Here is a 23,450-nt window from a genome sequence, read left to right on the forward strand (position 1 = left end):
AAGTTAAAGAATGATTTTAGAATGAAAAAAACTAAAACAGCAATTATTTTTGGAGGCACTTCAGGTATTGGTAAGAGTTTAGCAGAAATCTTAATAAAAGATAATTATATAGTTGCAGTTACTGGTAGAAGAATAGAAAAGCTTGAAGAGTTAAAGAATACTTATCCGAATCAGGTAATTATAAAGCAGAATGATATTCAGCAAGTAGATGAGGTTGAAAAAGTGTTTAATGAAATGGTGAATGAGCTAGGAGAAGTTCATTTAGTGATACAGTCTTCAGGAGTTGGTTTTGTAAACCCAAAATTAGATTGGGATAAACAAGAACAAACTATTAACACGAATGTTTTAGGAGTAACAAAGTTGTATGCTTTGGCATATAAACAGTTTAAAAAACAAGGTTTTGGACATTTGGTAGGAATTTCATCTATAGCATCCATTAGAGGAAATAGAGCAGCGCCAGATTATTTCTCATCAAAAGCGTATCAAAAAGCATATTTAGAGAGCTTGTATATCAAAACAAAATCCATCAAAACAAAAAAAGTTTTTATTACAGATATTCGTCCAGGATTTGTGGATACAGCAATGGCGTTGGGTGATGGCATTTTTTGGATGGTACCTGTAGAAAAAGCTACGCAGCAAATATATTCAGCAATAAAACGAAAAAAACGTGTTGCATATATATCAAAAAGATGGAGACTTATTGCTTGGGTACTAAAAATTGTACCAGCAAGGATTTTAAAAGTAGCAACATAAACTAATATATAAAACAGATTAATTACAATGAAAAAACGAATTGAAGCAGTACATGAATTTCATTCAGCATTTGGGTTAGGAATAAAAAATGAGCCAACAGCGAACATTGGAGAAGAACGAAACTTACTTCGTTTTAATTTAATGAAAGAAGAAAATGAAGAGTATTTAGAGGCTGCTCAAAATAATGATTTGGTTGAGGTAGCAGATGCTTTAGGAGATATGCTGTATATTTTATGTGGAACTATAATTGAACATGGAATGCAACATAAAATAGAAGAAGTATTCAATGAAATTCAACGAAGTAATATGAGCAAGTTAGGAGAAGATGGTAAGCCAATTTATCGTGAAGATGGAAAAGTATTGAAAGGACCTAATTACTTTAAGCCAAACATTAAAGAAATTTTAGATAAATAAAAAAGCTCCTCTTTTGAGAAGCTTTTTTATATTTTGTTTTCCATGTTATTTACCCATAATTCGTTCTAATTCTGATGTTAAGGTTTTTACATTGTTAACCATTTTAATAATAACACCGTTAGAATCAACAATTAAATGTGTAGGGTATTGCTTAACTTTTAGTTTTTTTGCCATGTAATCCTTTTGTTCAGGAATAGTAGGGTATTTAAACTCTTTAGTTTCTAAAAATTCAACTAATTCGTCTTTTTTATCAAAAGCTAAACTAACAAATTCAATCTTTTCATCCTTGTATTTGTCTACCAATTCATTTAATTCAGGAAACTCTTCTACACATACTTTACAAGTAATAAACCAACATTTAATTACTAGTAGTTTGCCTTTTGTATCAGCTTTGTTATGTGTTTTCCCTTTTAAATCAACAAAATTATAATCAGGAAGTTTTTTCCCTTCCATTTTAAAATATTGATGAGCTATAGCAGCTTTACTAGTAATAGACTTCTTTATTTTTTCATCAGAAGTATCATTGATATTTGTCAGTTGGTATTGTGTTTTTCCTTCTTTTACAGATTTAACAGGAATATAAGCACCAGTACGTAATAATGTTAGGAAAATACCTTTTTCGATAGTAGCTCCTTTTTCATCTAAAGGAGTAAAAGTAGCCATTAAATCAATATTGTCTTTTGTATAGGCTTCCCAATTATCAAAACTCTTTTGAATATCATTAGAATCATAAGAAGTTGAAGTAATTGATTCAACTTCTATAGGATCTCCTTCTCCCCCTTCATCTTCTTCTCTATTTTCGTGAGTATCCTCTTCAGGAATTGTTTCTTCGACAGAAGGAGTTTCCTCATTAGTATCCGTGCTAATTTCTTGTTGCGTATCTTCTGTATCAGTTGTTTCTTCCTCTTCAGGAAGTTGAGTTTCTTCTTGGGTGTCTACGGTTTCGTTTATAGCGAAAATAGGTTTACCCGATATAGAGTTCGAGTAACTTTGTAAACCAAAAAAAGAAATAGCAAAACCAATTCCTATAGATAATAATGCTGGTACTATATTTCTCATTTTATTTAGATTTTTCTATTCAAAAACTGAATATTATCCACTAATATAGCTTTTTTAAATGAAAAAACTAAATTTTCATTCTCCAGTTATGTTTGTCTTCCAGTTTGTTATATTGAATTCCAAGTAATTTTTCTTTGAAAAAAGTAGCATATGAATCTTCCATGTCTGGTAATTCAAAAGTTTCATCTTGATGTTTAAAACCTTTAATTGGGTTTATTACTGCAGCAGTACCAGAACCAAAAATTTCTTTTAATTCTCCTTTTCTTGCAGCCTCTTTTATTTCAGTCACAGATACTCTTCGTACCTCTATGTCAATATTGTAATCGTTAGCAAGTTGAATGATTGATTTACGAGTAACACCATCTAAAATACGATCGTTTGTTGGTGCGGTAATAAGTTTGTTACCAATTCTGAAGAACACATTCATAGTACCTGCTTCTTCAAGATATTCGTGTGTGTTAGCATCTGTCCAAACAATTTGTTGGTATCCTTCTTTATGAGCTAAACTAGTTGGGTAAAACTGTGCAGCGTAGTTACCTGCTGCTTTTGCAAATCCAACACCACCATCGGCAGAGCGACTATATTTTTCAGCAAAAAGAACACGAACTTCTCCAGCATAGTATGATTGTGCAGGTGAACAGATGATGATGAATTTGTATTCTTCAGCAGGAGAAGCAGAAATAGCTCCTTCAGAAGCAATAATAAAAGGACGGATGTATAACGAGTTTCCAAATCCTTTTTTAATCCAAGCACCGTCAATTTCTAATAATTTTTTTAGCCCTTCCATAAATACATTCTCAGGTACAGGAGGCATTGCTAAGCGTTCTCCAGATTTATTAATTCTGTGAAAGTTTTCATCAGGGCGAAATAAAAAAACATCATCGTTATCATCTTTATAAGCTTTCATTCCTTCAAAAACAGCTTGTCCATAATGAAAAACTCTTGCCGAAGGTTCAAAAGTCATTGGTCCGTAAGGCATAATTTTAGGAGTTTTCCACTCACCATCTTTAAAATCACAAACTAACATATGGTCAGAAAAAACACGACCAAACGCTAAGTTGTTAAAATCTACTTTATCTATTTTCGATTCTTGTATAAGCTCAATATCAATATTCATTGTGTGTTGTTTTTAGAAGTGCTACGAAGATACAAAATCTAGTGGTATGTTCTAGAGTGGCTTATTGTTTGAAGAAATAATAAGTATATTTGTTGAGTATTAATTTTAAAATTTTGAAAATGAAAAGACTACTAGTTGTTGCTATGGTTTTAAGTGTGGCGCTTAGTTCGTGTAAAGTTGAAAAGAAAGAAGAGAAATCTGCTACAAATACTACTGAAGTGCAGAAAATAGAATACGCATCTTTCGGAGAAAAGATTACAGATGCTGATGCAATTTCTGCAGATGAAATGCGAGCAAAATTCAAAAACCTTAAAGCAGGAGATACTTTAAATGTAAAATTTGCATCTACAATAAACGAAGTATGTAAGAAAAAAGGTTGTTGGATGAAGTTAGACTTAGGGGAAGAGCAAGAATCTATGGTACGCTTCAAAGATTACGGATTTTTTATGCCATTAAATGCAGATGCAAAAGAAGTAGTAGTAAACGGTAAGGCTTATGTAACTGAAATTTCAGTAGATGAATTACAACATTATGCTAAAGATGCTGGAAAATCAGAAGAAGAAATAGCTCAAATTACTGAACCAAAATACACATATGCTTTTGAAGCAGATGGAGTGTTAATGAAAAAGTAATGAAGAACGTTTTAGAATTGTTATGTATAGCTTTATTTCTTTTTTCTTGTAAAAAAGAAATAAAGCAACCCAAAGAAGAACTAATTATGTATCAATCTTCAGAAATGGCAGCTTTAATGAATGCTATGTATGAAGGTAATATGACAGTTAAGAATAAGATTTTAGAAGGAGATAGCATAGGGAATTTCCCTGATATTTACCTCAATATTCATGATGCAGTTTTAACTGATCCTGCAGATAGAAATGCTAGTTTTGAGGCTTTTTCAAAATTGTATATACAAAATATGCAACAGGTATACAGCGGTTCACAAGATTCACTAAAGCAAAACTTTAATCAAGCAATAAATAGTTGTATTGCCTGTCATGAAACTACTTGTAGAGGACCTATACCTAGAATTAAAAAATTATTAATTAAATAATTTAGTAATTAAAAGAGAAATAATTATAACGTCCGATGGTTCTACAACCATTCACTTACCAGAATGGAATGAACAATATCATTCTAAACATGGTGCAATACAAGAAGCATATCATGTATTTATTAGAAACGGCTTGAAGTATGTTGATCAAGAGAAAATTTCAATTTTAGAAATCGGTTTTGGTACTGGTCTTAATTGTTTTATCACGTTATTGGAAGCAAGAAAAGATATTGATTATGTAGGAGTAGAGGCATATCCTGTAGCTAAAGAAGAAGTTGAAAAGCTAAATTACGTAGTAGAATTAGAGGCTGAAGAGAAGCAAGAATTATTTAATAAAATACATGAAGTTTCTTGGGAAGCAAAGCATGCTATTACTAATAATTTTTCGCTAACAAAGCGCAAGCAATTTTTTTCTGAAATTACAGATGAAAATCAATTTGATTTGATTTATTTTGACGCCTTTGGAGCAAGGGTGCAGCCAGATTTGTGGACAGAAGATATTTTTCGAATTATGTTTTCGGCTCTAAAAGCTGAGGGAGTATTAGTAACCTATTCAGCAAAAGGAAGTGTACGACGTGCAATGCAAGCGGTAGGGTTTGATGTAGAACGTTTACCAGGACCACCAGGAAAAAGAGAAATGCTTCGAGCAACGAAAGTTAGAAAGTAATATTTTTATAATTAGTGTAGAAATTAGAAAACAAACAAATGGAGTTTAAAAGACGTTTTGGTAATAGAAAAAAAGGAAATCCTAAAAGAGGATTGTTTCTAGTAATCTTATTAATTATAGTGTTGTACTTGTTTTTCAATGCAGAAAATATTCTAAGTAGATTTTTATAAATGAAGCCATTTCAATTTAAGGAGTTTACAGTACATCAAGATAAAACAGCAATGAAAATTGGTACCGATGCTGTATTGTTAGGAGCGTGGTGTAATTTAGGAGAGTTTCCTGATATGTTATTAGATGTAGGTTCAGGAACAGGAGTTATTTCTTTGATGTTAGCACAACGTAGCGATGCCATGACGATTGATGCGGTAGAGATTGATGAAAATGCCTATGAGCAAACCGTTGAAAATTTTGAACAATCAGATTGGGGAGACAGACTCTTTTGTTATAATGCTTCTTTTGTAGAGTTTGCAGAAGAAATGGCAGAAGAGGAAGAACAATATGATGTTATTGTATCCAACCCGCCATTTTATACAGATAATTACGAAACAGAAGATGTAGCGAGAAATAAAGCTCGATTCACGAGTTCGTTGTCTTTTGAAGACTTATTAAAGGGAGTGAGTAAAATATTGTCCGAAAACGGAAGGTTTTCAACAATTATACCATTCAAAGAGCAAGAAAACTTTGTAGAGCTAGCTAAAAAGTATGATTTATATCTAAACAGAGTTTGTCGTGTAAAAGGAACACCTGATACAGAGGTAAAAAGAAGTTTATTAGAATTATCTTTTGTAGAAACTTCAATTCAAGAAGAAGAATTGATAATAGAAACAAAAAGGCACCAGTATACTGATGTCTATATTAATCTTACAAAAGATTTTTATTTGAAGATGTAAGCTTTAAAGTAAGTGTTATTCTTTCCAGTTTTTAAGTCTATCAAGGTATAAATAGCTTTCAATAAATTTTCTGTGTTCAGTATTTGTCATAATTTCGAGTAGTTCTAACGCCGAAATATAACTTGCTAAATTTCCGTTTGAAGATAAAAACTTACCATCTTTAATAAAAGTTACCAAGCTATCGTTTTGAACTTTTAAACTAGGGTAATCTTTTTGTAGTTGCTCACCACCACCAATCCATGTTACAATTTTATGACCATCAGCTATACCAGATTTACCAATTAAATTAGCTCCAGCACAATTACTAACAGTGTATTGGGTCTCTTGATTTTTTGTTTTTATAAAATCTACTACTTTATTGTTGTGTACTTGTGCGTACATATCGTAAGCACTTGGTACAAATAGAGCTGTTAATTTAGGGCAATCATCAAAAGTATAGTCAGGAACAAAATGCATTCCTTCTTCGGTGGTAATTGGTTTAGCTGTTTCAGCTATAGTAACTACATTAAAAAGTTGTTTACCTTTTTTATCTACTTTACCAAAAACATCTGACGTTGCTATAACTTCTCCTTGTAAAACTCCGTTAAACATTAAAAGTCCAATAGTTGGAAGATCAGGGTTAAATGGTTTTAGGTGTTTAGTTAGTGTATCAGATGGAGACATAACATTTTCAACTTCGTCAGTTTTTTTGTTGGTTTTTGATTTTTCTGAATTACAGCTAACAGTAATAATTGTAAAAATCAGTAGCGAGATAATACTTAAATTTTTCATGCGTATTTTATTTAGTATCTCTTTGAGTAGGCTTAATAATCATTCTAAAATATTGGTCTTTGTATATGTAGTAGCCTAACCAGTTGTATAGAGTTCTTGCTTTGTTTTTGAAGTTTACAAGCCCCATAATATGTACAAAAATCCAAATTAACCAAGCAACAAAACCTTTTAAAGATTGTTTTTGTCCAGGGAAGTCAAGTACAGCTTTGTTTCTTCCAATAATAGCCAAAGATCCTTTGTCGTTGTACTGGAAAGTTTTCCAGTTATCATCTTTTCTATTAAGGTTTTTAGCTAAGTTTTTTGCCTGCTGTAATGCTGGTTGCGCTAATTGTGGGTGTCCGTTAGGATAGTTTTTATCACCTAAAATTAAGGCGCAGTCACCTAAAGCATAGATGTTATCATATGAGTGTACAAGGTTAAACTGATTTGTTTTTAGTCTTCTACCAGGACCAAAGCTTTCTTTTGAAAAGCCATCAAATGTTTTTGCAGATACACCAGCTGCCCATATAAGGTTTTTGGTTTCTATTTTTTCTCCGTTTGATAAATACACAGTTTCACCATCAAAGTCGTTAACCATTGTATTCATTGTTAGCTTAACACCTAGTTCACTTAATTTTTTAGAGGTGTACTCTTGTGCTTTTTTAGACATAGGAGCTAAAACAGAGCTTTGACCATCGATAAGGTGTATTTCACCAAAGTCATTTTTGTCTAGTTCGGGGTAATCTTTTATGATAATAGAAGTTTTAATTTCTGATAAAATTCCTGAAAGTTCAACTCCAGTGGGTCCAGCACCTGCAATTACAAAAGTTAAACACTTTTTTCTTTCCTCAGGATTGTGGATTCTAGTAGCGCGGTCAAATCGAGTTAAAATAACATTTCTAAGAGACAAAGCATCACTAATTGTTTTCATTGGTAAACTGTACTTTTCAATGTTTTTGTTTCCAAAAAAATTACTTTCTGTACCAGTAGCCATTACTAAGATGTCATACTCTATATCTCCATTGCTTACCACAATTTTGTTTTCTTCTGGAACAACTTTTTCAAGGGTGCCGAGTCGAAAACGGGCGTTTTTAAATTTTCTTAAAATTTTTCTGAATGGGTAACTAATTGCAGAAGGTTCCATAAAACCTGTGGATACTTGGTAGATTAATGGAGGAAAGAAATTGTAGTTGTTACTATCTACTAGAATAATCTGATAATTTTCTGAATTTCCTAATCCTTTTATAAGTTCTAATCCAGCAAAACCGCCGCCAACAACGACGATTTTTTTCATATTTTTCATAATGCTATTATGCCCTTAAATTAATATAAGTACAAAGGTAGTTAAGAAGAATTCAGTAAAAAATAAACTAGCTTAAGAAAAGCGATTCTTTTTAATTTCACTTAAGTATTCTGGGGTTAACCCTAAAAAGCTAGCTAATAAATATTGAGGTACTCGCTGCACAAATTCAGGAAACTCTTCTTGAAATCTAAAGTACATTTCTTCTTTAGAGTAACTGTTTATATATTTTAATCGCATTAAAGAAGCACCATAAGCAGTTTCGTAAATATTTCTAAAATAAATATTTAATGAAGGGAAAGTATTGAGTAGTTCTTGGTATTTAGCGTAAGAAATTGATAATACATTAGAATGTTCTACGGCTTCTATTATGAAATTAGATTCTTTTTGATTTTGAAAAGCTAAAAAATCTGTTAACCACCAGTTTTCTAAAGCAAACTGAGTTGTTTTTTTGTAGCCTAAATCATCAATAAAATATAACTGTAAACAACCTTTTGTAACAAAAAATAGCTTGTTACAAGGTTTATTTGTGGTTAATAAAGTTTCTTTTTTCTTGAGGGATTGACAGTCAAAAAAAGAAAGTACTTTAGTTAATTCTTCTTCTGAAAGATCGGTGTAGTTTTTTATATGATTTTTTAAAATGCTTTCAGACATTTGTTAACGTGGTGTTGAAATGTAAAAATATGAACTTTATAAAGACTCTCTTTAGTTTTAAAAGGAAAAGGCATCAATATATTGGTGCCTTTTTTATTAGTTCTGGAAGATTTTATCCTTTTACACTCTCAGGGTTATACCCTAAATAAGGTACTTCTTTTTCAACAAAATTAATTCCGTAATCTTCTAATTCTTTTAAAATTGGTTCGTATACTTCTTTGTTGATTGGTAATTGTACACCAGGAGTTGTAATGTCACCATTTAAAATACGTACGGTTGCCATTGCTACAGGTAAACCAACCGTTTTTGCCATGGCAGTGTAGGTTTGATCATCACCTTTAATTACCATACTGCTTTCTATTTGAAACTTGTCTTCTTTGTATTGGTATCCGAAAATATGATGCATTACAATCATATCCTTATCATCTTTTTCAAGAGTCCAAGAATCCATTAATATTTTTTGTAAAATTTGTGCTGGCGTTGCGTTTTTCAACCCAACTTTTTTATTTGGATTGAAAATATCTAGTTCTAAGAATTTATCCCACATCAAATCGTCTTGATCAATCTTTGCATACGAACGGAACTTTAATTCTACAGAATCTGTAGGAGAATATGCTAAGAAAAGATTAGTGAAGTCACGATAGCTCATGTTTTCAGAATCTTCAATAGTGTACGAATCATCAGTCATTCCTAATTGAACAAACACATTCCAAGCACGAGAAAAACCAACTTTACGAATGGTTCCACGGTACATGGTTTTAATATCTTCCAAACCATAAATACTTCTATACTTTAAAGAGTCTCTATTGGCGTATGCTTCAAATTTTCCACTTCCGTTAATTGTCATAAACTCCGTTCTCCTAAATAATTTATGATACGGAATGTATTTGTAAGTTCCTTCTTGAATAAACATAGAAGCACCACCTTGTCCTGCTAAAACAACATTTCTAGGATTCCAAGTAAATTTATAGTTCCACAAGTTGGTATCACTTTCTGGAGCTACCAATCCGCCACAAAACGATTCAAATAATAACATTTTTCCGCCTTGATCTTTAATACGATCAATAATCTGCATTGCACTCATGTGGTCAATTCCAGGATCCAAACCAATCTCATTCATAAATACCAAACCTTTGGTTTTAGCTTCTTCATCTAGAGCTTTCATTTCATCAGAAATATATGAAGCAGTTACCATATGTTTTTCGTAAGTAATACAATCTTTAGCTACTTCAATATGGAAACTAGCTGGAAGCATAGAAATTACAATATCTGCTTTTTGAATTGCATTGGCACGTTCATCAGCATTAAAAACATCTAATTGGATTGCCGTAGCATTTTTATGGTTGTTGATTTTTGATTGGGCACTTTCTAACGAAACGTCTCCAATAGTTATATGTAAGTTTTCTTGTGAAGATTTATCTAATAAATATTTTATAAGTGAGGAGCTCGATCTACCAGCGCCAATAATCAATATATTTCTCATTTATAATTATTTTTGTTGTGTATAATATTTGAGGCGACAATATCGCTAAAAAAGTTTAAATTTAAACAAAAACAGGATAAATGTATAAAAATTTAACAGTAGCAGCGGTCTTAGGAATGATTGCTGTGGTTTTAGGAGCTTTTGGAGCACATGCTTTAAAGTCAAAATTAACACCTGAAGCTCTAGAGAGTTTTGAAACGGCGGTTCGCTATCAGTTTTTTCATGTACTACTGTTGCTCTTCGTTAATATGTATAAAGAGTTTACGAATAAAGAAAAAAACAGGATTAGTTATTTTATAATAGCAGGAATTTTGTTGTTTTCAGGTTCTATCTATCTTATTTACTTATTAAAAGTACCAGCTAAGTCTATTTGGTTTATAACACCTTTAGGAGGAGTGCTGTTAATTGTAGGTTGGGCATTATTAGCATACAACTTTGTTAAAAGAGCTGTTAAAAATTAAACGGGATAAAATCTTTTAATGATATAGCTGTTTAATCAAAAAGAACTATTTTTGTCCAAAATTAAACACAACTAAAATTTTTTAAGATGACAAATCTTGATACGAAAACGATATCGTTAGATAACTTAGGCATAAAAGACGCTACGGTTCGTTATCAATTAACTTCAGACGAGTTACACGACATCACTATAGAAAAAGGACAAGGAAAAGAAACTAGTTTTGGAGCTTTAGCTGTTAATACAGGTGAGTTTACAGGACGTTCTCCTATGGATCGTTTTATCGTTAAAGACGATATTACGAAAGATGAGGTATGGTGGGGAAATATCAATATCCCTTTCGATTCAGAAAAATTTGACAAGTTATATGATAAAGTAACTAACTATTTATCAAACAAAGAAGTGTTTGTACGTGACAGTTATGCATGTGCAGATGAAGATTATAAATTAAACATTCGTGTTGTAAACGAATATCCTTGGAGTAACATGTTTGCTTACAACATGTTTTTACGTCCAACTGCAGAAGAGTTAAAAACTTTTTCACCAGAGTGGACTGTAATTAACGCTCCAGGTTTTATGGCAGATCCTGAAGTAGATGGAACACGCCAACACAATTTTGCAATCTTAAACTTTGGTAAGAAAATCGCATTAATTGGGGGTACAGGATATACAGGAGAGATTAAAAAAGGAATTTTCTCTGCGTTAAACTTTATTTTACCAGTATTTAAAAACACATTACCAATGCACTGTTCTGCAAACGTTGGTAAAGATGGAGATACTGCTATTTTCTTCGGATTATCAGGTACAGGTAAAACTACTTTATCTACCGACCCTAACCGTAGTTTAATTGGTGATGATGAGCATGGTTGGACTGCTGAAAACACTATCTTTAATTTTGAAGGTGGATGTTATGCAAAAGTAATTGACTTGTCTCAAGAAAAAGAACCAGAAATTTACGGAGCAATCAAGAGAGGTGCAATCCTTGAAAACATCGTAATGGACGATAAAGGGAATGTGGATTTTGCTGATACAACTATTACACAAAATACACGTGTAAGTTATCCAATTTATCACATTGAAAATATTCAAACACCTTCAATTGGTAAAAACCCTAAGAACATCTTCTTCTTAACAGCAGATGCTTTTGGAGTATTACCTCCTATCTCAAAATTAACACCAGGTCAAGCTGCTTACCACTTCATTTCTGGTTATACTGCTAAAGTAGCAGGAACAGAAGCTGGAGTAACTGAGCCACAACCAAGTTTCTCAGCGTGTTTTGGAGCACCATTTATGCCATTACACCCAACTCGTTATGCAGAAATGTTAAGTGAGAAAATGAAAGAAACAGGAGTTAACGTTTGGTTAGTGAACACTGGTTGGACCGCAGGTCCTTACGGAGTTGGACACAGAATGAAATTAAAATATACGCGTGCAATGATTAATGCTGCATTAAATGGTGAGTTAGGAAACTCTCCTGAAGATTTCAGAATCCACTCTGTATTTGGTTTAGCACAACCAAGAACGTGCCCTGGAGTTCCAGATGAGTTATTAAGTCAACGTAAAGCTTGGAACAACGATGAAGAATATTATAAAACTGCACATAAATTAGCAGATTCGTTTAGAAACAATTTTAAAAAGTTTGAAGACTATGCGAATGATGAAATTTTAGCGGGAGGTCCTCCAGCAGCAGAAAAATAAAATTGTAAAAAGCATCCAAATCGGATGCTTTTTTTATGCATAAATACTGCGTATTTTAGCATAGTTAAATACTTAGGTTATGAGAGTACAAGGAAATATAGTTGATATACAAAACAAAAGAATTTTTAAAGGAGAAGTCGAGGTAGAAGCAGGAAAGATTACACAGATAAGAGAAGTAAACCATTCCGTAGAAAACTATATTTTACCTGGATTTATTGATGCTCATATTCATATTGAAAGCTCAATGTTAGTACCATCAGAGTTTGCAAAAATAGCCGTAGCACATGGTACTGTAGCAACAGTATCCGATCCGCATGAAATAGCCAACGTGTTAGGGGTGAAAGGAGTTGATTTTATGATTGAAAACGGGAAGAAAGTTCCGTTAAAATTCAATTTTGGAGCGCCATCATGCGTACCAGCAACTTCTTTTGAAAGTGCAGGAGCTTTGATTGATTCAGAAGATATCAAAAAAATGATGCAGAACCCTGACATCAAATATTTAGCAGAGATGATGAATTATCCAGGTGTCATTTATCAGGATAAAGAAGTGTTGAAAAAAATCGCTTGGGCAAAACATTATAACAAACCAGTAGATGGACATGCACCAGGATTAAGAGGAGAAGATTTAGATAAATACATCGCAGCTGGAATTTATACCGATCACGAATGTTTTACCTATGAAGAAGGTTTAGAGAAGCTGCAAAAAGGAATGAAAGTCATCATTCGAGAAGGAAGCGCAGCAAAAAACTTCGAAGCTTTGATAGATTTACTTCCTGAATATTATGAAAATATGATGTTCTGTTCAGATGATAAACATCCAGATGATTTGTTATTGGGATATATTAATCAGTTGTGTGAGCGCGCAGTAGCGAAAGGAATAGATGTTTTTAAAGTATTACAAGCTGCTTGTATCAATCCGGTAAAACATTATAATTTGGATGTAGGAACTTTAAACGAAGAAGATGATGCTGATTTTATAGTAGTAAAAGACTTACAAAAGTTTGAGGTGTTACAAACCTATATCAATGGGGAATTAGTAGCCGAAAAAGGAGAATCATTCGTACAACATGTAGACTTTGAAGTACTAAATAATTTTGATACCGATAAAAAAAATATTGCTGATTTTGAGTTCCACTCAGCATCTGAAAAGATTCGAGTTATTGAAGCCTTAGATGGAGAATTAGTGACAAATGAAATAGAAGTGGATTCGTTAATAAAAGACGGAAATTTAGTTTCAGATGTAGAGAATGATGTATTGAAAATGACGGTGGTAAATCGTTACGAAAACGCGGAACCTTCCATAGCCTTTATCAAAAATTTTGGACTAAAAGAAGGAGCCATAGCGAGTTCTGTTGGTCATGATTCACATAATATTATTGCAGTAGGAGTATCCGACGAATTGATTTGCAAAGCAGTTAATTTATTAATAGAAAACAAAGGAGGTGTTTGTGCGGTAACTTCTTCTGAAGAAAAAGTAGTTCCGCTTCCAGTAGCAGGAATCATGTCTGATAAACCAGCGGTTGAAATAGGAAAAGCCTACGCAGAATTGGATGCCATGGCAAAACAATTAGGAAGTAAATTACGAGCTCCGTATATGACCTTATCTTTTATGGCTTTGTTGGTAATTCCATCCTTAAAACTATCAGATAAAGGATTGTTTGATGGAAATACATTTAAATTTACTTCTCTGGAAGTTAAATAAGCTGAAGTTTGAAGACAGAAAAAATCATATTAGGTATTGACCCTGGGACAAGTATTATGGGGTTTGGAATTATAAAGGTAGTAGGTAAAAAGATGGAATTTATTCAGATGAATGAACTACTCTTAAAAAAGTATGATGATCATTACTTAAAACTAAAAATTATTTTTGAACGTACTATTGAATTGATTGACACTTATAATCCAGATGAAATAGCGTTGGAAGCTCCTTTTTATGGTAAAAATGTACAATCGATGTTAAAATTAGGACGCGCGCAAGGTGTTGCCATGGCAGCAGGATTGTCAAGACAAATTCCTGTAACCGAATACGCACCTAAGAAAATTAAAATGGCAATTACAGGAAAAGGGACAGCTAGTAAAGAACAAGTAGCCTTAATGTTAAAGTCGTTATTGAACTTAAAAGAACTCCCTAAAAACCTAGATGCAACTGATGGATTAGCCGCAGCGGTGTGTCATTTCTATAATTCAGGAACTAAAGTAGGAGGTAAGAACTATACAGGTTGGGCAGCGTTTGTAAAACAGAACCCAGGAAAAGTGAAATAATTTGGTAGGAATTTATCTACATATCCCGTTTTGTAAGCAAGCGTGTTACTATTGCGATTTTCACTTTTCTACCTCTTTAAAAAAGAAAGAAGAGCTGGTATCTTGCTTGGTAAAAGAATTGGAGTTAAGAAAAGAAGAACTTCTAAATGAAACGATAGAAACTATCTATTTTGGAGGTGGAACACCGAGTTTGCTTTCAATTCAAGAAATAAGGTTGTTACTGAATACTATTTACAAAAATTATACAGTAGTTGAAAATCCGGAAATTACTTTAGAAGCAAATCCAGATGATTTGTCAGAAGAAAAAATAATTGAATTATCTAAAACTCCAATTAACCGACTAAGTATTGGAATTCAATCTTTTTTTGAAGAAGACTTACAATTAATGAACCGTGCTCATAATGCACAAGAAGCGAGAAAATGTTTGTCTGTAGCAACTCGCTATTTTAATAACATTACGATTGATTTGATTTATGGTGTCCCGAATATGAGTAATGAGCGTTGGAGAGAAAACCTACAAATTGCTTTTGATTTTGGAATTAATCATATTTCATCATATGCATTAACAGTGGAACCTAAAACAGCGTTAGATTCCTTTATTAAACAAGGAAAATATCCAGATGTTGATGAAGCTGTGGCTAAAGAACATTTCGATATTTTGGTAGCGGAAACTGCTAAAAATGGATTTGTACATTACGAAATTTCCAATTTTGGAAAACCAGATTATTTCTCAAAACATAATACAAGTTACTGGTTAGGAAAAAAGTATATAGGAATTGGTCCATCAGCACATTCGTTTAATAAAACACATCGTAGTTGGAATGTAGCTAACAATGTAAAATATATCAAAACTATTCAAGAAGGAAATCTCCCTTTAGAGCAGGAGGAACTTACTATAAAAGATCAGTTTAATGAATATTTAATGACAGGATTAAGAACCATCTGGGGAGTGTCATTAGAGAAAATTGAGAAGGATTTCGGGGAAGAATTCAGAAAGAATCTCCTTAAAAATGCCGAGAAATTTATCAATCAAGGCTTATTGGTTATAGAGAATGAATTGAAGAAGTCTGATTCTGACAACAATGTTAAGAAGGTTTTGAAAACAACTTCAAAAGGAAAATTCTTAGCAGATGGATTGGCTAGTGAGTTGTTCATAATTTAGGTATATTTGAGTATGATAGCAACAATTGAATACAACTCAAGAAAACACAAAATAGATTTATCAAAACCGTTAGATATTTCCATAGCTATTGATACTTCTAAAGAAAATGTAAATGCTTGGTATTTAGATGATCCGAAAATTTTCCCTGTTTCCGATGGAGATTGGGTAGGAAGTGTACAAAAAGGAGCTGATGTAAATTTTAATAATATACAGTTTAATCCGCATTCACATATCACGCATACCGAGTGTGTAGGACACATTACAGAAGAAGTATATTCTGTAAATAAGAATTTACAACAGTTTTTCTTTTTGGCAGAAGTGGTAACCATAGCTCCAGAACAAATAGAAAATAAAGATTTTGTAATTTCTAAAAAGCAGTTGCAATATGTTTTAGGAAATAAGAAAAGAGAAGCTATTGTTATAAGAACGATTCCAAATTTGTCAGAAAAAAAATCGATGCGATACTCAAATACAAATCCACCGTATTTGTTAGAAGAGGCAGCAGAGTATCTTAAAGAAAAAGGAATAGAACATTTATTGATTGATTTACCATCGGTAGATAAAGAAAAAGATGAAGGAAAATTGTTAGCACATAATGCTTTTTGGAATACAAAAGGAACTATTAGAATGCAGGCTACTATTACCGAATTTATTTATGTGTCTAATAAAATAAAAGATGGAACTTACTTTTTGAACTTAATGATAGCGCCGTTTGAAAACGATGCAACACCTAGTAAACCAGTGCTATATAAAATTATTTAAAACTTTTTATGTAGGTGTATTTATTTTTTTACTAGTTTTACAACTCAATCAAGAAAAAACAATGACAATTTTTAATACATATAAGCAATGTAAATCGACTGTGGTGAGACACAGGACAGATCGGGCTATGTATGTATTATAATTATGTTTATATAAAATATAACGATAATAAAGAGTCCGACTTCATAGTCGGACTTTTTATTTTTATATCAGCAATCAACACTAAAACCAAACCAAATGAAAAAACTCTATTTTAATTATTTAGACACTTTTAAAGGTCTCTCAAGCGAAGTATGGTGGCTCGCTTTAATAACTTTAATAAACAGAGCAGGAACCATGGTGATTCCGTTTATGTCATTGTATTTGAGAGAAAGTTTGCATTTTTCTTTAAATGATGTAGGTTGGATTATGACTTGTTTTGGACTAGGATCTGTAGGAGGATCTTGGCTAGGAGGAAAACTAACGGATAAAATAGGATTTTACAAAGTGATGAAAACAAGTTTGTTTTTAACAGGGGTTCTCTTTATAGCCTTACAGTTTGTTAATACTTTTTGGGGATTTTGCATCGGTATTTTTTTGGTGATGCTAGTAGCAGATACTTTTAGACCCGCTATGTTTGTGGCTTTGAATACTTATAGTAAGCCAGAAAATAAAACACGTTCAGTAACCTTAATTCGTCTGGCAATTAACTTGGGTTTTTCTGCAGGTCCAGCTGTTGGAGGGTTAATAATTACCTCAATGGGGTATAGCGGATTGTTCTGGGTAGATGGAGTTACTTGTGTTTTAGCAACTATATTATTGGTAAATGTGTTACATCCTAAAAAAGCAAGAGTGTTGGATGAAATAAAGGTAGAAAATCCAGAGTCGGTTTTTTCAGATAAGGCTTTTTGGGTGTTTTTTGTAGGAATGTTTGTGTTTGGATTTATCTTCTTGCAATATTTTTCTACCATGCCTCTCTATTATAAAGATGTGCATCATTTGACAGAGTTAGAAATAGGATTGTTAATGGGGATGAACGGATTTTTCATTTTCCTATTAGAAATGCCGCTCATTACTTGGTTAGAAAAAAGTAAGTATACTAAAGAGTTCTTAATGTTTTTTGGCTTATTACTTACAGGATTAAGTTTTGTAGTAATCAATTTAACAGGTTGGGGTGGAATTTTAATTGTAGGAATGTTGTTAATGACTATTGGAGAAATGATTGCATTCCCTTTTTCAAACGCCTTTGTAATGGAGCGAGCCAAAAAAGGAAATCAAGGAGAATACATGGCATATTATAGTATTGCATTTTCAATGTCTCATATTTTTGGGCACAATTCAGGAATGCAATTAATAGATAATATTGGGTTTGATAATACGTGGAACTTTATGATTGTATTATCAGGAATTGGAGTATTATTTTTATTTATGTTAATGCGAATTGCAAAAAAGGAAAAGAATAACAGTTTAGAGGTTGAAATCAATCCATCAATAAACTTAGAAAAAACAGTATAGTTAAACTGATTAAAATACAGAAGTTTTATCTTTGAAGCTTTTATCAAAGAATACTAAAATAGCATAAAATGAATATACAAGACGCACAAAAACAGGTAGATGATTGGATTAAAAATCATGGAGTACGTTACTTTAATGAGTTAACAAATATGGCGCAGCTAACAGAAGAAGTAGGTGAGGTAGCTCGAATTATTGCGCGTCGTTATGGAGAGCAAAGCGAAAAAGAAAGTGATAAAAACAAAGATTTAGGAGAAGAGTTAGCAGATGTGATGTTTGTGGTATTGTGTTTAGCAAATCAAACAGGAGTAAACTTACAAGAGGCATTTGACAAGAAGCTAGATATAAAAACTAAGAGAGATCACGACCGTCATCATAACAACGAAAAATTACAATAAATGAATCTTATAAAGAATATACAAAAAGGAAGTTTTTGGATCAATGTAGCAAAAGTAGGGGTGCCTTTTTTAGTTGTTGTAGCATTGTTCTCTTTATTATTTAAAACAGGAGGGGCTATTTTTTCAGGAGACTTTGAAACTGTATACAATGTGCACTTCGCAAATAAACAGTGGATTCGTTTTTGGTTAAGTAAAATTGTTATTGCTGTAATATACAGTATGTACATAGTTAATAAAAGAATGAAGTAAACTGTAATGGATTTAAAGCTAAAAGCAGAAACGTTTGTATCAGGTAAAGAAATTACAATTTCAGGTTCAAAAAGTGAATCAAACCGATTGTTGATTTTACAACAATTATATCCGAGTTTACAGATTGAAAACTTATCAGACTCTGACGATACACATCATTTACAAGAAGCATTATCGTCGAGTAGTAACGCAGCTGATATTGGTCATGCAGGTACCGCTATGCGTTTTTTAACTGCTTTTTTTGCAACGCAAGAAGGTGTTATAAAAGTACTGCAAGGTTCAGATCGTATGCATAATCGACCAATTGAAATTCTGGTTAACGCATTACGTGATTTAGGTGCGGAAATAGCTTATGTAGAGAAGGAAGGTTATCCACCGCTTAAAATAACAGGTAAGAAGCTAACTCAAAGTAAAGTTTCAATTAATGGAAATGTAAGTAGTCAATACATTTCAGCATTAATGTTAATTGCTCCAAGCTTACAAAATGGATTGGAGATTGAGTTGGTAGGTAAAATCACTTCAGTACCTTACATCAATATGACGTTGCAGTTGTTACATCAACTAGAAATTGAAGCAAACTTTAAAGGGCAAATTATAAAAATAGCCCCAAAGTCAACTATAAAAGAACAAACGATTGTAGTAGAATCTGATTGGAGTTCGGTGTCTTATTTTTATTCGATTATTGCATTGAGCGAAATAGGTTCTTCTGTAAAATTATCAGCTTATAAAAAAGATAGCTTACAAGGAGATAGCTGTTTAGAGGAAATCTACAAGAATTTTGGGGTGACTACCACTTTTGAAGAAAATACAATTCTTTTAACAAAAGAAAAAAAGCATAACTCAGAAGTATTCGAACAAGATTTAAAAAATGCACCAGATATTGCACAAACTATTGCAGTTACATGCTTCGGGTTAGGAATTGCTTGTGATTTATCAGGATTACATACGTTAAAAATTAAAGAAACCGATCGTTTAGAAGCATTACGTGAGGAGCTAACAAAACTAGGAGCTGATATTTCTGTAACTAATGAAAGTTTACATTTAAAATCATCTTCAAAAATTAAAAAAAACATTCAAATAGCAACTTATAATGATCATCGTATGGCAATGGCATTTGCTCCGTTAGCTTTAAAAGTTCCAATAGAAATTTTAGAAGCTGAGGTGGTAACAAAATCATATCGAAGCTTTTGGGAACATATGGATGTTGTTGGAATAAAAAATGAAGAGATAAAATAAACAGGCAATCACTTGACAACCCCTATGTTGAAATTGTATATTTGCCTCCGTTAAGAAAATTTTACAAATGAAATTATCAAATTTTGATTTTGACTTGCCAAAAGAATTATTGGCAGAATACCCATCAGAGCATAGAGATGAAGCACGTTTAATGGTTTTACACCGTGATACTCAAAAAATTGAACATAAGTTGTTTAGAGACTTAATCGATTATTTTGATGAAGGAGATGTAATGATGTTAAACAATACGAAAGTATTTCCTGCTCGTATGTACGGAAATAAAGAAAAAACAGGAGCTCGTATTGAAGTATTCTTATTACGCGAATTAAATGCTGAAAATCGTTTGTGGGATGTATTAGTAGATCCGGCAAGAAAAATAAGAATAGGAAACAAGTTATTCTTTGGAGATGATGATAGTTTAGTAGCAGAAGTAATTGACAATACAACTTCTCGTGGTAGAACATTACGTTTCTTATTTGACGGTTCTTACGAAGAATTTAGACAAAAATTAATTGATTTAGGAGAAACTCCGTTACCAAAATATATCAAACGGGAGGTGGAGCCAGAAGATGAAGAGCGTTACCAAACTATTTTTGCAAAAAATGAAGGAGCAGTAGCTGCTCCAACAGCAGGGTTACACTTTTCTAAACACTTAATGAAGCGTTTAGAAATTAAAGGAGTTGATTTTGCTGAAACTACTTTACACGTAGGGTTGGGAACATTTAACCCTGTTGAAGTAGAAGATTTATCTAAGCATAAAATGGATTCTGAGCAAATCATTATTCCACAAGCGAGTGCAGATGTCGTAAACAAAGCAATAGGAGAAAAGAGAAGAGTTTGTGCTGTAGGTACTACGGTAATGAGAACAGTTGAGTCTTCTGTATCTTCAAGCAAACAGTTAAATGCTTATGAAGGATGGACAAACAAGTTTATCTTCCCTCCATACGATTTTAGTATCGCTAACTGTATGGTAACGAATTTCCACACACCAAAATCTACCTTATTAATGATGGTTTCAGCATTTGCAGGTCATGATTTTATGATGGAAGCTTATCAAGAAGCAATTAAAGAAAAATATAAATTTTACTCGTACGGAGATGCGATGTTAATTTTATAAAACAACTTTTATAATCATTAGCAAAACCTCACAAGTTACTTGTGAGGTTTTGTGTATTTTTGTACCTGATGACAGCGAAGAAAAAAGACATACGAGCATTAACTAAAGAACAACTACGTGATTTTTTTGTAGAGAATGGTGATAAAGCCTTCCGAGGAAATCAGGTATATGAATGGTTGTGGCATAAAGCAGCACATTCGTTTAATGATATGACAAGTTTATCAAAAGCAACACGTCAAATGTTAGATGATAATTTTGTGATAAATCATATTGAAGTTGATACAATGCAACGTAGTAATGATGGTACCATAAAAAATGCTATCAAGTTACATGATGGATTGATTGTAGAGTCGGTTTTAATTCCTACAGAGACAAGAACAACTGCTTGTGTGTCGAGTCAAGTTGGGTGTAGTTTGGATTGTAAGTTTTGTGCAACTGCACGTTTAAAACGTATGCGTAATTTGAATGCAGATGAAATTTATGATCAAGTAGTTGCTATTGATAAGCAAAGTAGGTTATACCATAATCATAAATTATCAAATATTGTGTTTATGGGAATGGGAGAACCTTTGATGAATTACAATAATGTTATCAAGGCAATTGATAAAATTACTTCACCAGAAGGTTTAGGAATGGCTGCTCGTAGAATTACTGTATCTACTTCAGGAGTTCCTAAAATAATTAAGAAAATGGCAGATGATGAGGTGCGTTTTAATTTAGCAGTTTCGTTGCATTCAGCCATAGAAGAAGTTCGAACATCGATTATGCCGTTTAATGCTACATTTCCGTTAAAAGATTTACGAGAAGCATTAGAGTATTGGTATGAAAAAACCAAACGAAAAGTAACTTACGAATATGTAGTTTGGAACGGAATTAACGATCGTAAAGAAGATATCAATGCATTGGTGGAGTTTTGTAAATATATTCCTTGTAAAGTCAATTTAATAGAATATAATCCAATTGATGATGGTGAGTTCCAACAAGCTTCTGAAAGAGCTATCAATAACTATATTTCTAACTTAGAAATGAATGATATTGTAGTGAATGTTCGTCGTTCTCGTGGTAAAGATATTGATGCTGCTTGCGGACAATTAGCGAATAAAAGTTAGGTATTTATTTCTTACATTTGCTAGCCATGAAGCCAGTAGAGCAAATAAAACTTCCGATTGCAAAAGAAATGGAACTCTTTGAAACTAAGTTCAAAGATTCTATGTTATCTAAGATTCCATTATTAAACAGAATTACCTATTATATCGTTCGTAGAAAAGGAAAACAAATGCGACCAATGTTTGTGTTTTTGGTGGCAAAAATGGTTTCTAATGGAGGATTTGATGAGCGCACCTATCGTGGGGCATCAGTGGTAGAGTTAATTCATACTGCAACATTAGTACACGATGATGTGGTTGATGATAGTAATCGTCGTAGAGGGTTCTTTTCAATGAATGCTTTGTGGAAAAATAAAATAGCCGTTTTAGTAGGAGATTATCTACTTTCTAAAGGGTTACTGCTTTCTATAGATAATGAAGATTTTGATTTATTGAAATTGATATCGATTGCGGTTCGAGAAATGAGTGAAGGCGAGTTGTTGCAGATTGAAAAAGCTCGCAAATTAGATATTACTGAAGAGGTATATTTTGAAATAATTCGTCAAAAAACAGCAACGTTAATAGCAGCTTGTTGTGGTATTGGTGCGGCATCCGTAGGAGCAAATAACGAAACTGTTCAGCAGATGCGTAAATTTGGAGAGTACATTGGTATTGCATTCCAAATTAAAGACGATTTATTCGATTATACAGAAGATAAAATAGGAAAGCCTACAGGAATTGATATCAAAGAACAAAAAATGACACTTCCATTAATCTATACGTTGAATACTTGTTCTCCAAAAGAAAAATCGTGGTTAATTAATTCTGTGAAAAAACACAACACCAATAAGAAACGAGTAAAAGAAGTGATTGCTTTTGTAAAACAAAACGGCGGACTGGAATATACTACTGCTAAAATGCACGATTATAAAAACAAAGCGTTAGCTATTCTTAATAATTACCCTGATTCAGATTATAAGAACTCGCTACTTCAAATGATTGATTATGTGGTGGAGAGAAAAATATAATTACCTTATTATTTTTATAGTTTTTTTTTCTTGTTCAAAAGAAAAGAGGTATGAAGATTTTAATGAAAATGATTTTTACGAAGTACAGGGAATTATAACTAAAGTGTACCAAACATCATCTGTTTTTGATTCATCTTACAATAAGTTGATGGATTATTCTTACGCTTTGAATGATTCGGTGTTTCTTAATGGTAGTGAAAAAGAGTTTTATAAAGCATGGGTTGTAGGAGAGCCAATTGTTGTTTTAGTTCATAAAAAGGACTCTAAGATTAATTTTTATGCTAGAAATGGAGTTTTAGATAATGTTACAGAAGAACAGTTTAGACAGCTTAATTTTATTTTAGAAATAGAAAAGAATAAAAAATAA

26 protein-coding genes are annotated in these 23,450 nt (G+C 32.5%); 20 read left to right on the forward strand and 6 right to left on the reverse strand.

The window, feature by feature from the left end:
• The first annotated feature begins 21 nt into the window (after positions 1–21).
• Complete coding sequence (locus C8N26_RS05025) at positions 22–753, forward strand: SDR family NAD(P)-dependent oxidoreductase (protein ID WP_120186321.1); 732 nt, start codon at positions 22–24, stop codon at positions 751–753.
• 27 nt (positions 754–780) lie between these two features.
• Positions 781–1,167 (forward strand): pyrophosphohydrolase domain-containing protein, encoded by a 387-nt coding sequence (locus C8N26_RS05030; RefSeq protein WP_028892423.1) that lies wholly within the window; start codon positions 781–783, stop codon positions 1,165–1,167.
• Positions 1,168–1,212: 45 nt separating this feature from the next.
• Here C8N26_RS05030 and C8N26_RS05035 read toward each other — a convergent pair whose 3' ends face one another.
• Positions 1,213–2,226: a TlpA family protein disulfide reductase gene (locus C8N26_RS05035; RefSeq protein WP_120186322.1), complete on the reverse strand. Its 1,014-nt coding sequence runs from the start codon at positions 2,224–2,226 to the stop codon at positions 1,213–1,215.
• A gap of 67 nt (positions 2,227–2,293) precedes the next feature.
• A complete protein-coding gene (locus tag C8N26_RS05040; RefSeq protein ID WP_120186323.1) occupies positions 2,294–3,343 on the reverse strand; it encodes a branched-chain amino acid aminotransferase in 1,050 nt (349 codons plus the stop codon).
• Between the two features lie 119 nt (positions 3,344–3,462).
• Between C8N26_RS05040 and C8N26_RS05045 the strand changes: the two genes are divergently transcribed.
• The 4 genes from C8N26_RS05045 to C8N26_RS05060 all read left to right on the forward strand — a co-directional run bounded on the left by C8N26_RS05045 (position 3,463) and on the right by C8N26_RS05060 (position 5,951).
• A complete protein-coding gene (locus tag C8N26_RS05045; RefSeq protein ID WP_028892425.1) occupies positions 3,463–3,975 on the forward strand; it encodes a DUF4920 domain-containing protein in 513 nt (170 codons plus the stop codon).
• Complete coding sequence (locus tag C8N26_RS05050; protein ID WP_028892426.1) at positions 3,975–4,394, forward strand: hypothetical protein; 420 nt, start codon at positions 3,975–3,977, stop codon at positions 4,392–4,394. The genes C8N26_RS05045 and C8N26_RS05050 overlap by 1 nt, the downstream gene beginning before the upstream one ends.
• Before the next feature lie 7 nt (positions 4,395–4,401).
• Entirely contained in the window at positions 4,402–5,061 is a 660-nt protein-coding gene (mnmD, locus tag C8N26_RS05055; RefSeq protein ID WP_120186324.1) for a tRNA (5-methylaminomethyl-2-thiouridine)(34)-methyltransferase MnmD, read from the forward strand.
• A gap of 170 nt (positions 5,062–5,231) precedes the next feature.
• Entirely contained in the window at positions 5,232–5,951 is a 720-nt protein-coding gene (locus tag C8N26_RS05060) for a tRNA1(Val) (adenine(37)-N6)-methyltransferase (protein ID WP_120186325.1), read from the forward strand.
• Between the two features lie 15 nt (positions 5,952–5,966).
• Here the strand turns inward: C8N26_RS05060 and C8N26_RS05065 are convergent, their stop codons facing one another.
• From C8N26_RS05065 to C8N26_RS05080, 4 genes are all read right to left on the reverse strand, one after another.
• Entirely contained in the window at positions 5,967–6,722 is a 756-nt protein-coding gene (locus C8N26_RS05065; protein ID WP_120186326.1) for a DJ-1/PfpI family protein, read from the reverse strand.
• A gap of 7 nt (positions 6,723–6,729) precedes the next feature.
• Entirely contained in the window at positions 6,730–8,004 is a 1,275-nt protein-coding gene (locus C8N26_RS05070; protein ID WP_120186327.1) for an NAD(P)/FAD-dependent oxidoreductase, read from the reverse strand.
• Positions 8,005–8,076: 72 nt separating this feature from the next.
• The gene (locus C8N26_RS05075; RefSeq protein ID WP_120186328.1) at positions 8,077–8,655 is read right to left on the reverse strand and encodes a Crp/Fnr family transcriptional regulator; all 579 of its coding nucleotides are present in this window, start codon (positions 8,653–8,655) and stop codon (positions 8,077–8,079) included.
• 112 nt (positions 8,656–8,767) lie between these two features.
• The gene (locus C8N26_RS05080; RefSeq protein WP_120186329.1) at positions 8,768–10,138 is read right to left on the reverse strand and encodes a saccharopine dehydrogenase family protein; all 1,371 of its coding nucleotides are present in this window, start codon (positions 10,136–10,138) and stop codon (positions 8,768–8,770) included.
• 80 nt (positions 10,139–10,218) lie between these two features.
• On the opposite strand from C8N26_RS05080, the gene C8N26_RS05085 reads away from it, so the two are divergent.
• From C8N26_RS05085 to C8N26_RS05150, 14 genes are all read left to right on the forward strand, one after another.
• Positions 10,219–10,599, forward strand: coding sequence for a DUF423 domain-containing protein (locus C8N26_RS05085; protein WP_120186330.1), 381 nt, complete (start codon positions 10,219–10,221; stop codon positions 10,597–10,599).
• 86 nt (positions 10,600–10,685) lie between these two features.
• Positions 10,686–12,293, forward strand: coding sequence for a phosphoenolpyruvate carboxykinase (ATP) (pckA, locus tag C8N26_RS05090; RefSeq protein ID WP_120186331.1), 1,608 nt, complete (start codon positions 10,686–10,688; stop codon positions 12,291–12,293).
• A gap of 79 nt (positions 12,294–12,372) precedes the next feature.
• Entirely contained in the window at positions 12,373–13,995 is a 1,623-nt protein-coding gene (ade, locus tag C8N26_RS05095; RefSeq protein WP_120186332.1) for an adenine deaminase, read from the forward strand.
• A gap of 8 nt (positions 13,996–14,003) precedes the next feature.
• The gene (gene ruvC / locus C8N26_RS05100) at positions 14,004–14,555 is read left to right on the forward strand and encodes a crossover junction endodeoxyribonuclease RuvC (protein WP_120186333.1); all 552 of its coding nucleotides are present in this window, start codon (positions 14,004–14,006) and stop codon (positions 14,553–14,555) included.
• Between the two features lies 1 nt (position 14,556).
• Positions 14,557–15,717, forward strand: coding sequence for a radical SAM family heme chaperone HemW (gene hemW, locus C8N26_RS05105; protein ID WP_120186334.1), 1,161 nt, complete (start codon positions 14,557–14,559; stop codon positions 15,715–15,717).
• Positions 15,718–15,729: 12 nt separating this feature from the next.
• Positions 15,730–16,479 carry a cyclase family protein gene (locus C8N26_RS05110; protein ID WP_120186335.1) on the forward strand — a complete coding sequence of 250 codons (750 nt, stop codon included), beginning with the start codon at positions 15,730–15,732 and terminating at the stop codon, positions 16,477–16,479.
• 237 nt (positions 16,480–16,716) lie between these two features.
• Positions 16,717–17,973, forward strand: a complete 1,257-nt coding sequence (locus C8N26_RS05115) for an MDR family MFS transporter (protein ID WP_120186336.1) — start codon at positions 16,717–16,719, stop codon at positions 17,971–17,973.
• A gap of 68 nt (positions 17,974–18,041) precedes the next feature.
• Positions 18,042–18,368 carry a nucleotide pyrophosphohydrolase gene (locus C8N26_RS05120; RefSeq protein ID WP_028892443.1) on the forward strand — a complete coding sequence of 109 codons (327 nt, stop codon included), beginning with the start codon at positions 18,042–18,044 and terminating at the stop codon, positions 18,366–18,368.
• Positions 18,369–18,617, forward strand: a complete 249-nt coding sequence (locus C8N26_RS05125; protein ID WP_120186337.1) for a hypothetical protein — start codon at positions 18,369–18,371, stop codon at positions 18,615–18,617.
• Positions 18,618–18,623: 6 nt separating this feature from the next.
• The gene (locus C8N26_RS05130) at positions 18,624–19,853 is read left to right on the forward strand and encodes a 3-phosphoshikimate 1-carboxyvinyltransferase (RefSeq protein WP_120186338.1); all 1,230 of its coding nucleotides are present in this window, start codon (positions 18,624–18,626) and stop codon (positions 19,851–19,853) included.
• Positions 19,854–19,920: 67 nt separating this feature from the next.
• Positions 19,921–20,970, forward strand: coding sequence for a tRNA preQ1(34) S-adenosylmethionine ribosyltransferase-isomerase QueA (gene queA / locus C8N26_RS05135; RefSeq protein ID WP_120186339.1), 1,050 nt, complete (start codon positions 19,921–19,923; stop codon positions 20,968–20,970).
• A 68-nt stretch (positions 20,971–21,038) separates the two neighbouring features.
• On the forward strand, positions 21,039–22,079 hold the full coding sequence (rlmN, locus tag C8N26_RS05140; RefSeq protein WP_028892447.1) for a 23S rRNA (adenine(2503)-C(2))-methyltransferase RlmN: 1,041 nt from the start codon (positions 21,039–21,041) through the stop codon (positions 22,077–22,079).
• A 26-nt stretch (positions 22,080–22,105) separates the two neighbouring features.
• On the forward strand, positions 22,106–23,083 hold the full coding sequence (locus C8N26_RS05145; protein WP_120186340.1) for a polyprenyl synthetase family protein: 978 nt from the start codon (positions 22,106–22,108) through the stop codon (positions 23,081–23,083).
• Positions 23,061–23,450: a hypothetical protein gene (locus C8N26_RS05150; protein WP_120186341.1), complete on the forward strand. Its 390-nt coding sequence runs from the start codon at positions 23,061–23,063 to the stop codon at positions 23,448–23,450. The genes C8N26_RS05145 and C8N26_RS05150 overlap by 23 nt, the downstream gene beginning before the upstream one ends.

It is taken from the genome of Tenacibaculum lutimaris (assembly GCF_003610735.1).
In the GTDB taxonomy this organism is placed as follows: domain Bacteria; phylum Bacteroidota; class Bacteroidia; order Flavobacteriales; family Flavobacteriaceae; genus Polaribacter; species Polaribacter lutimaris.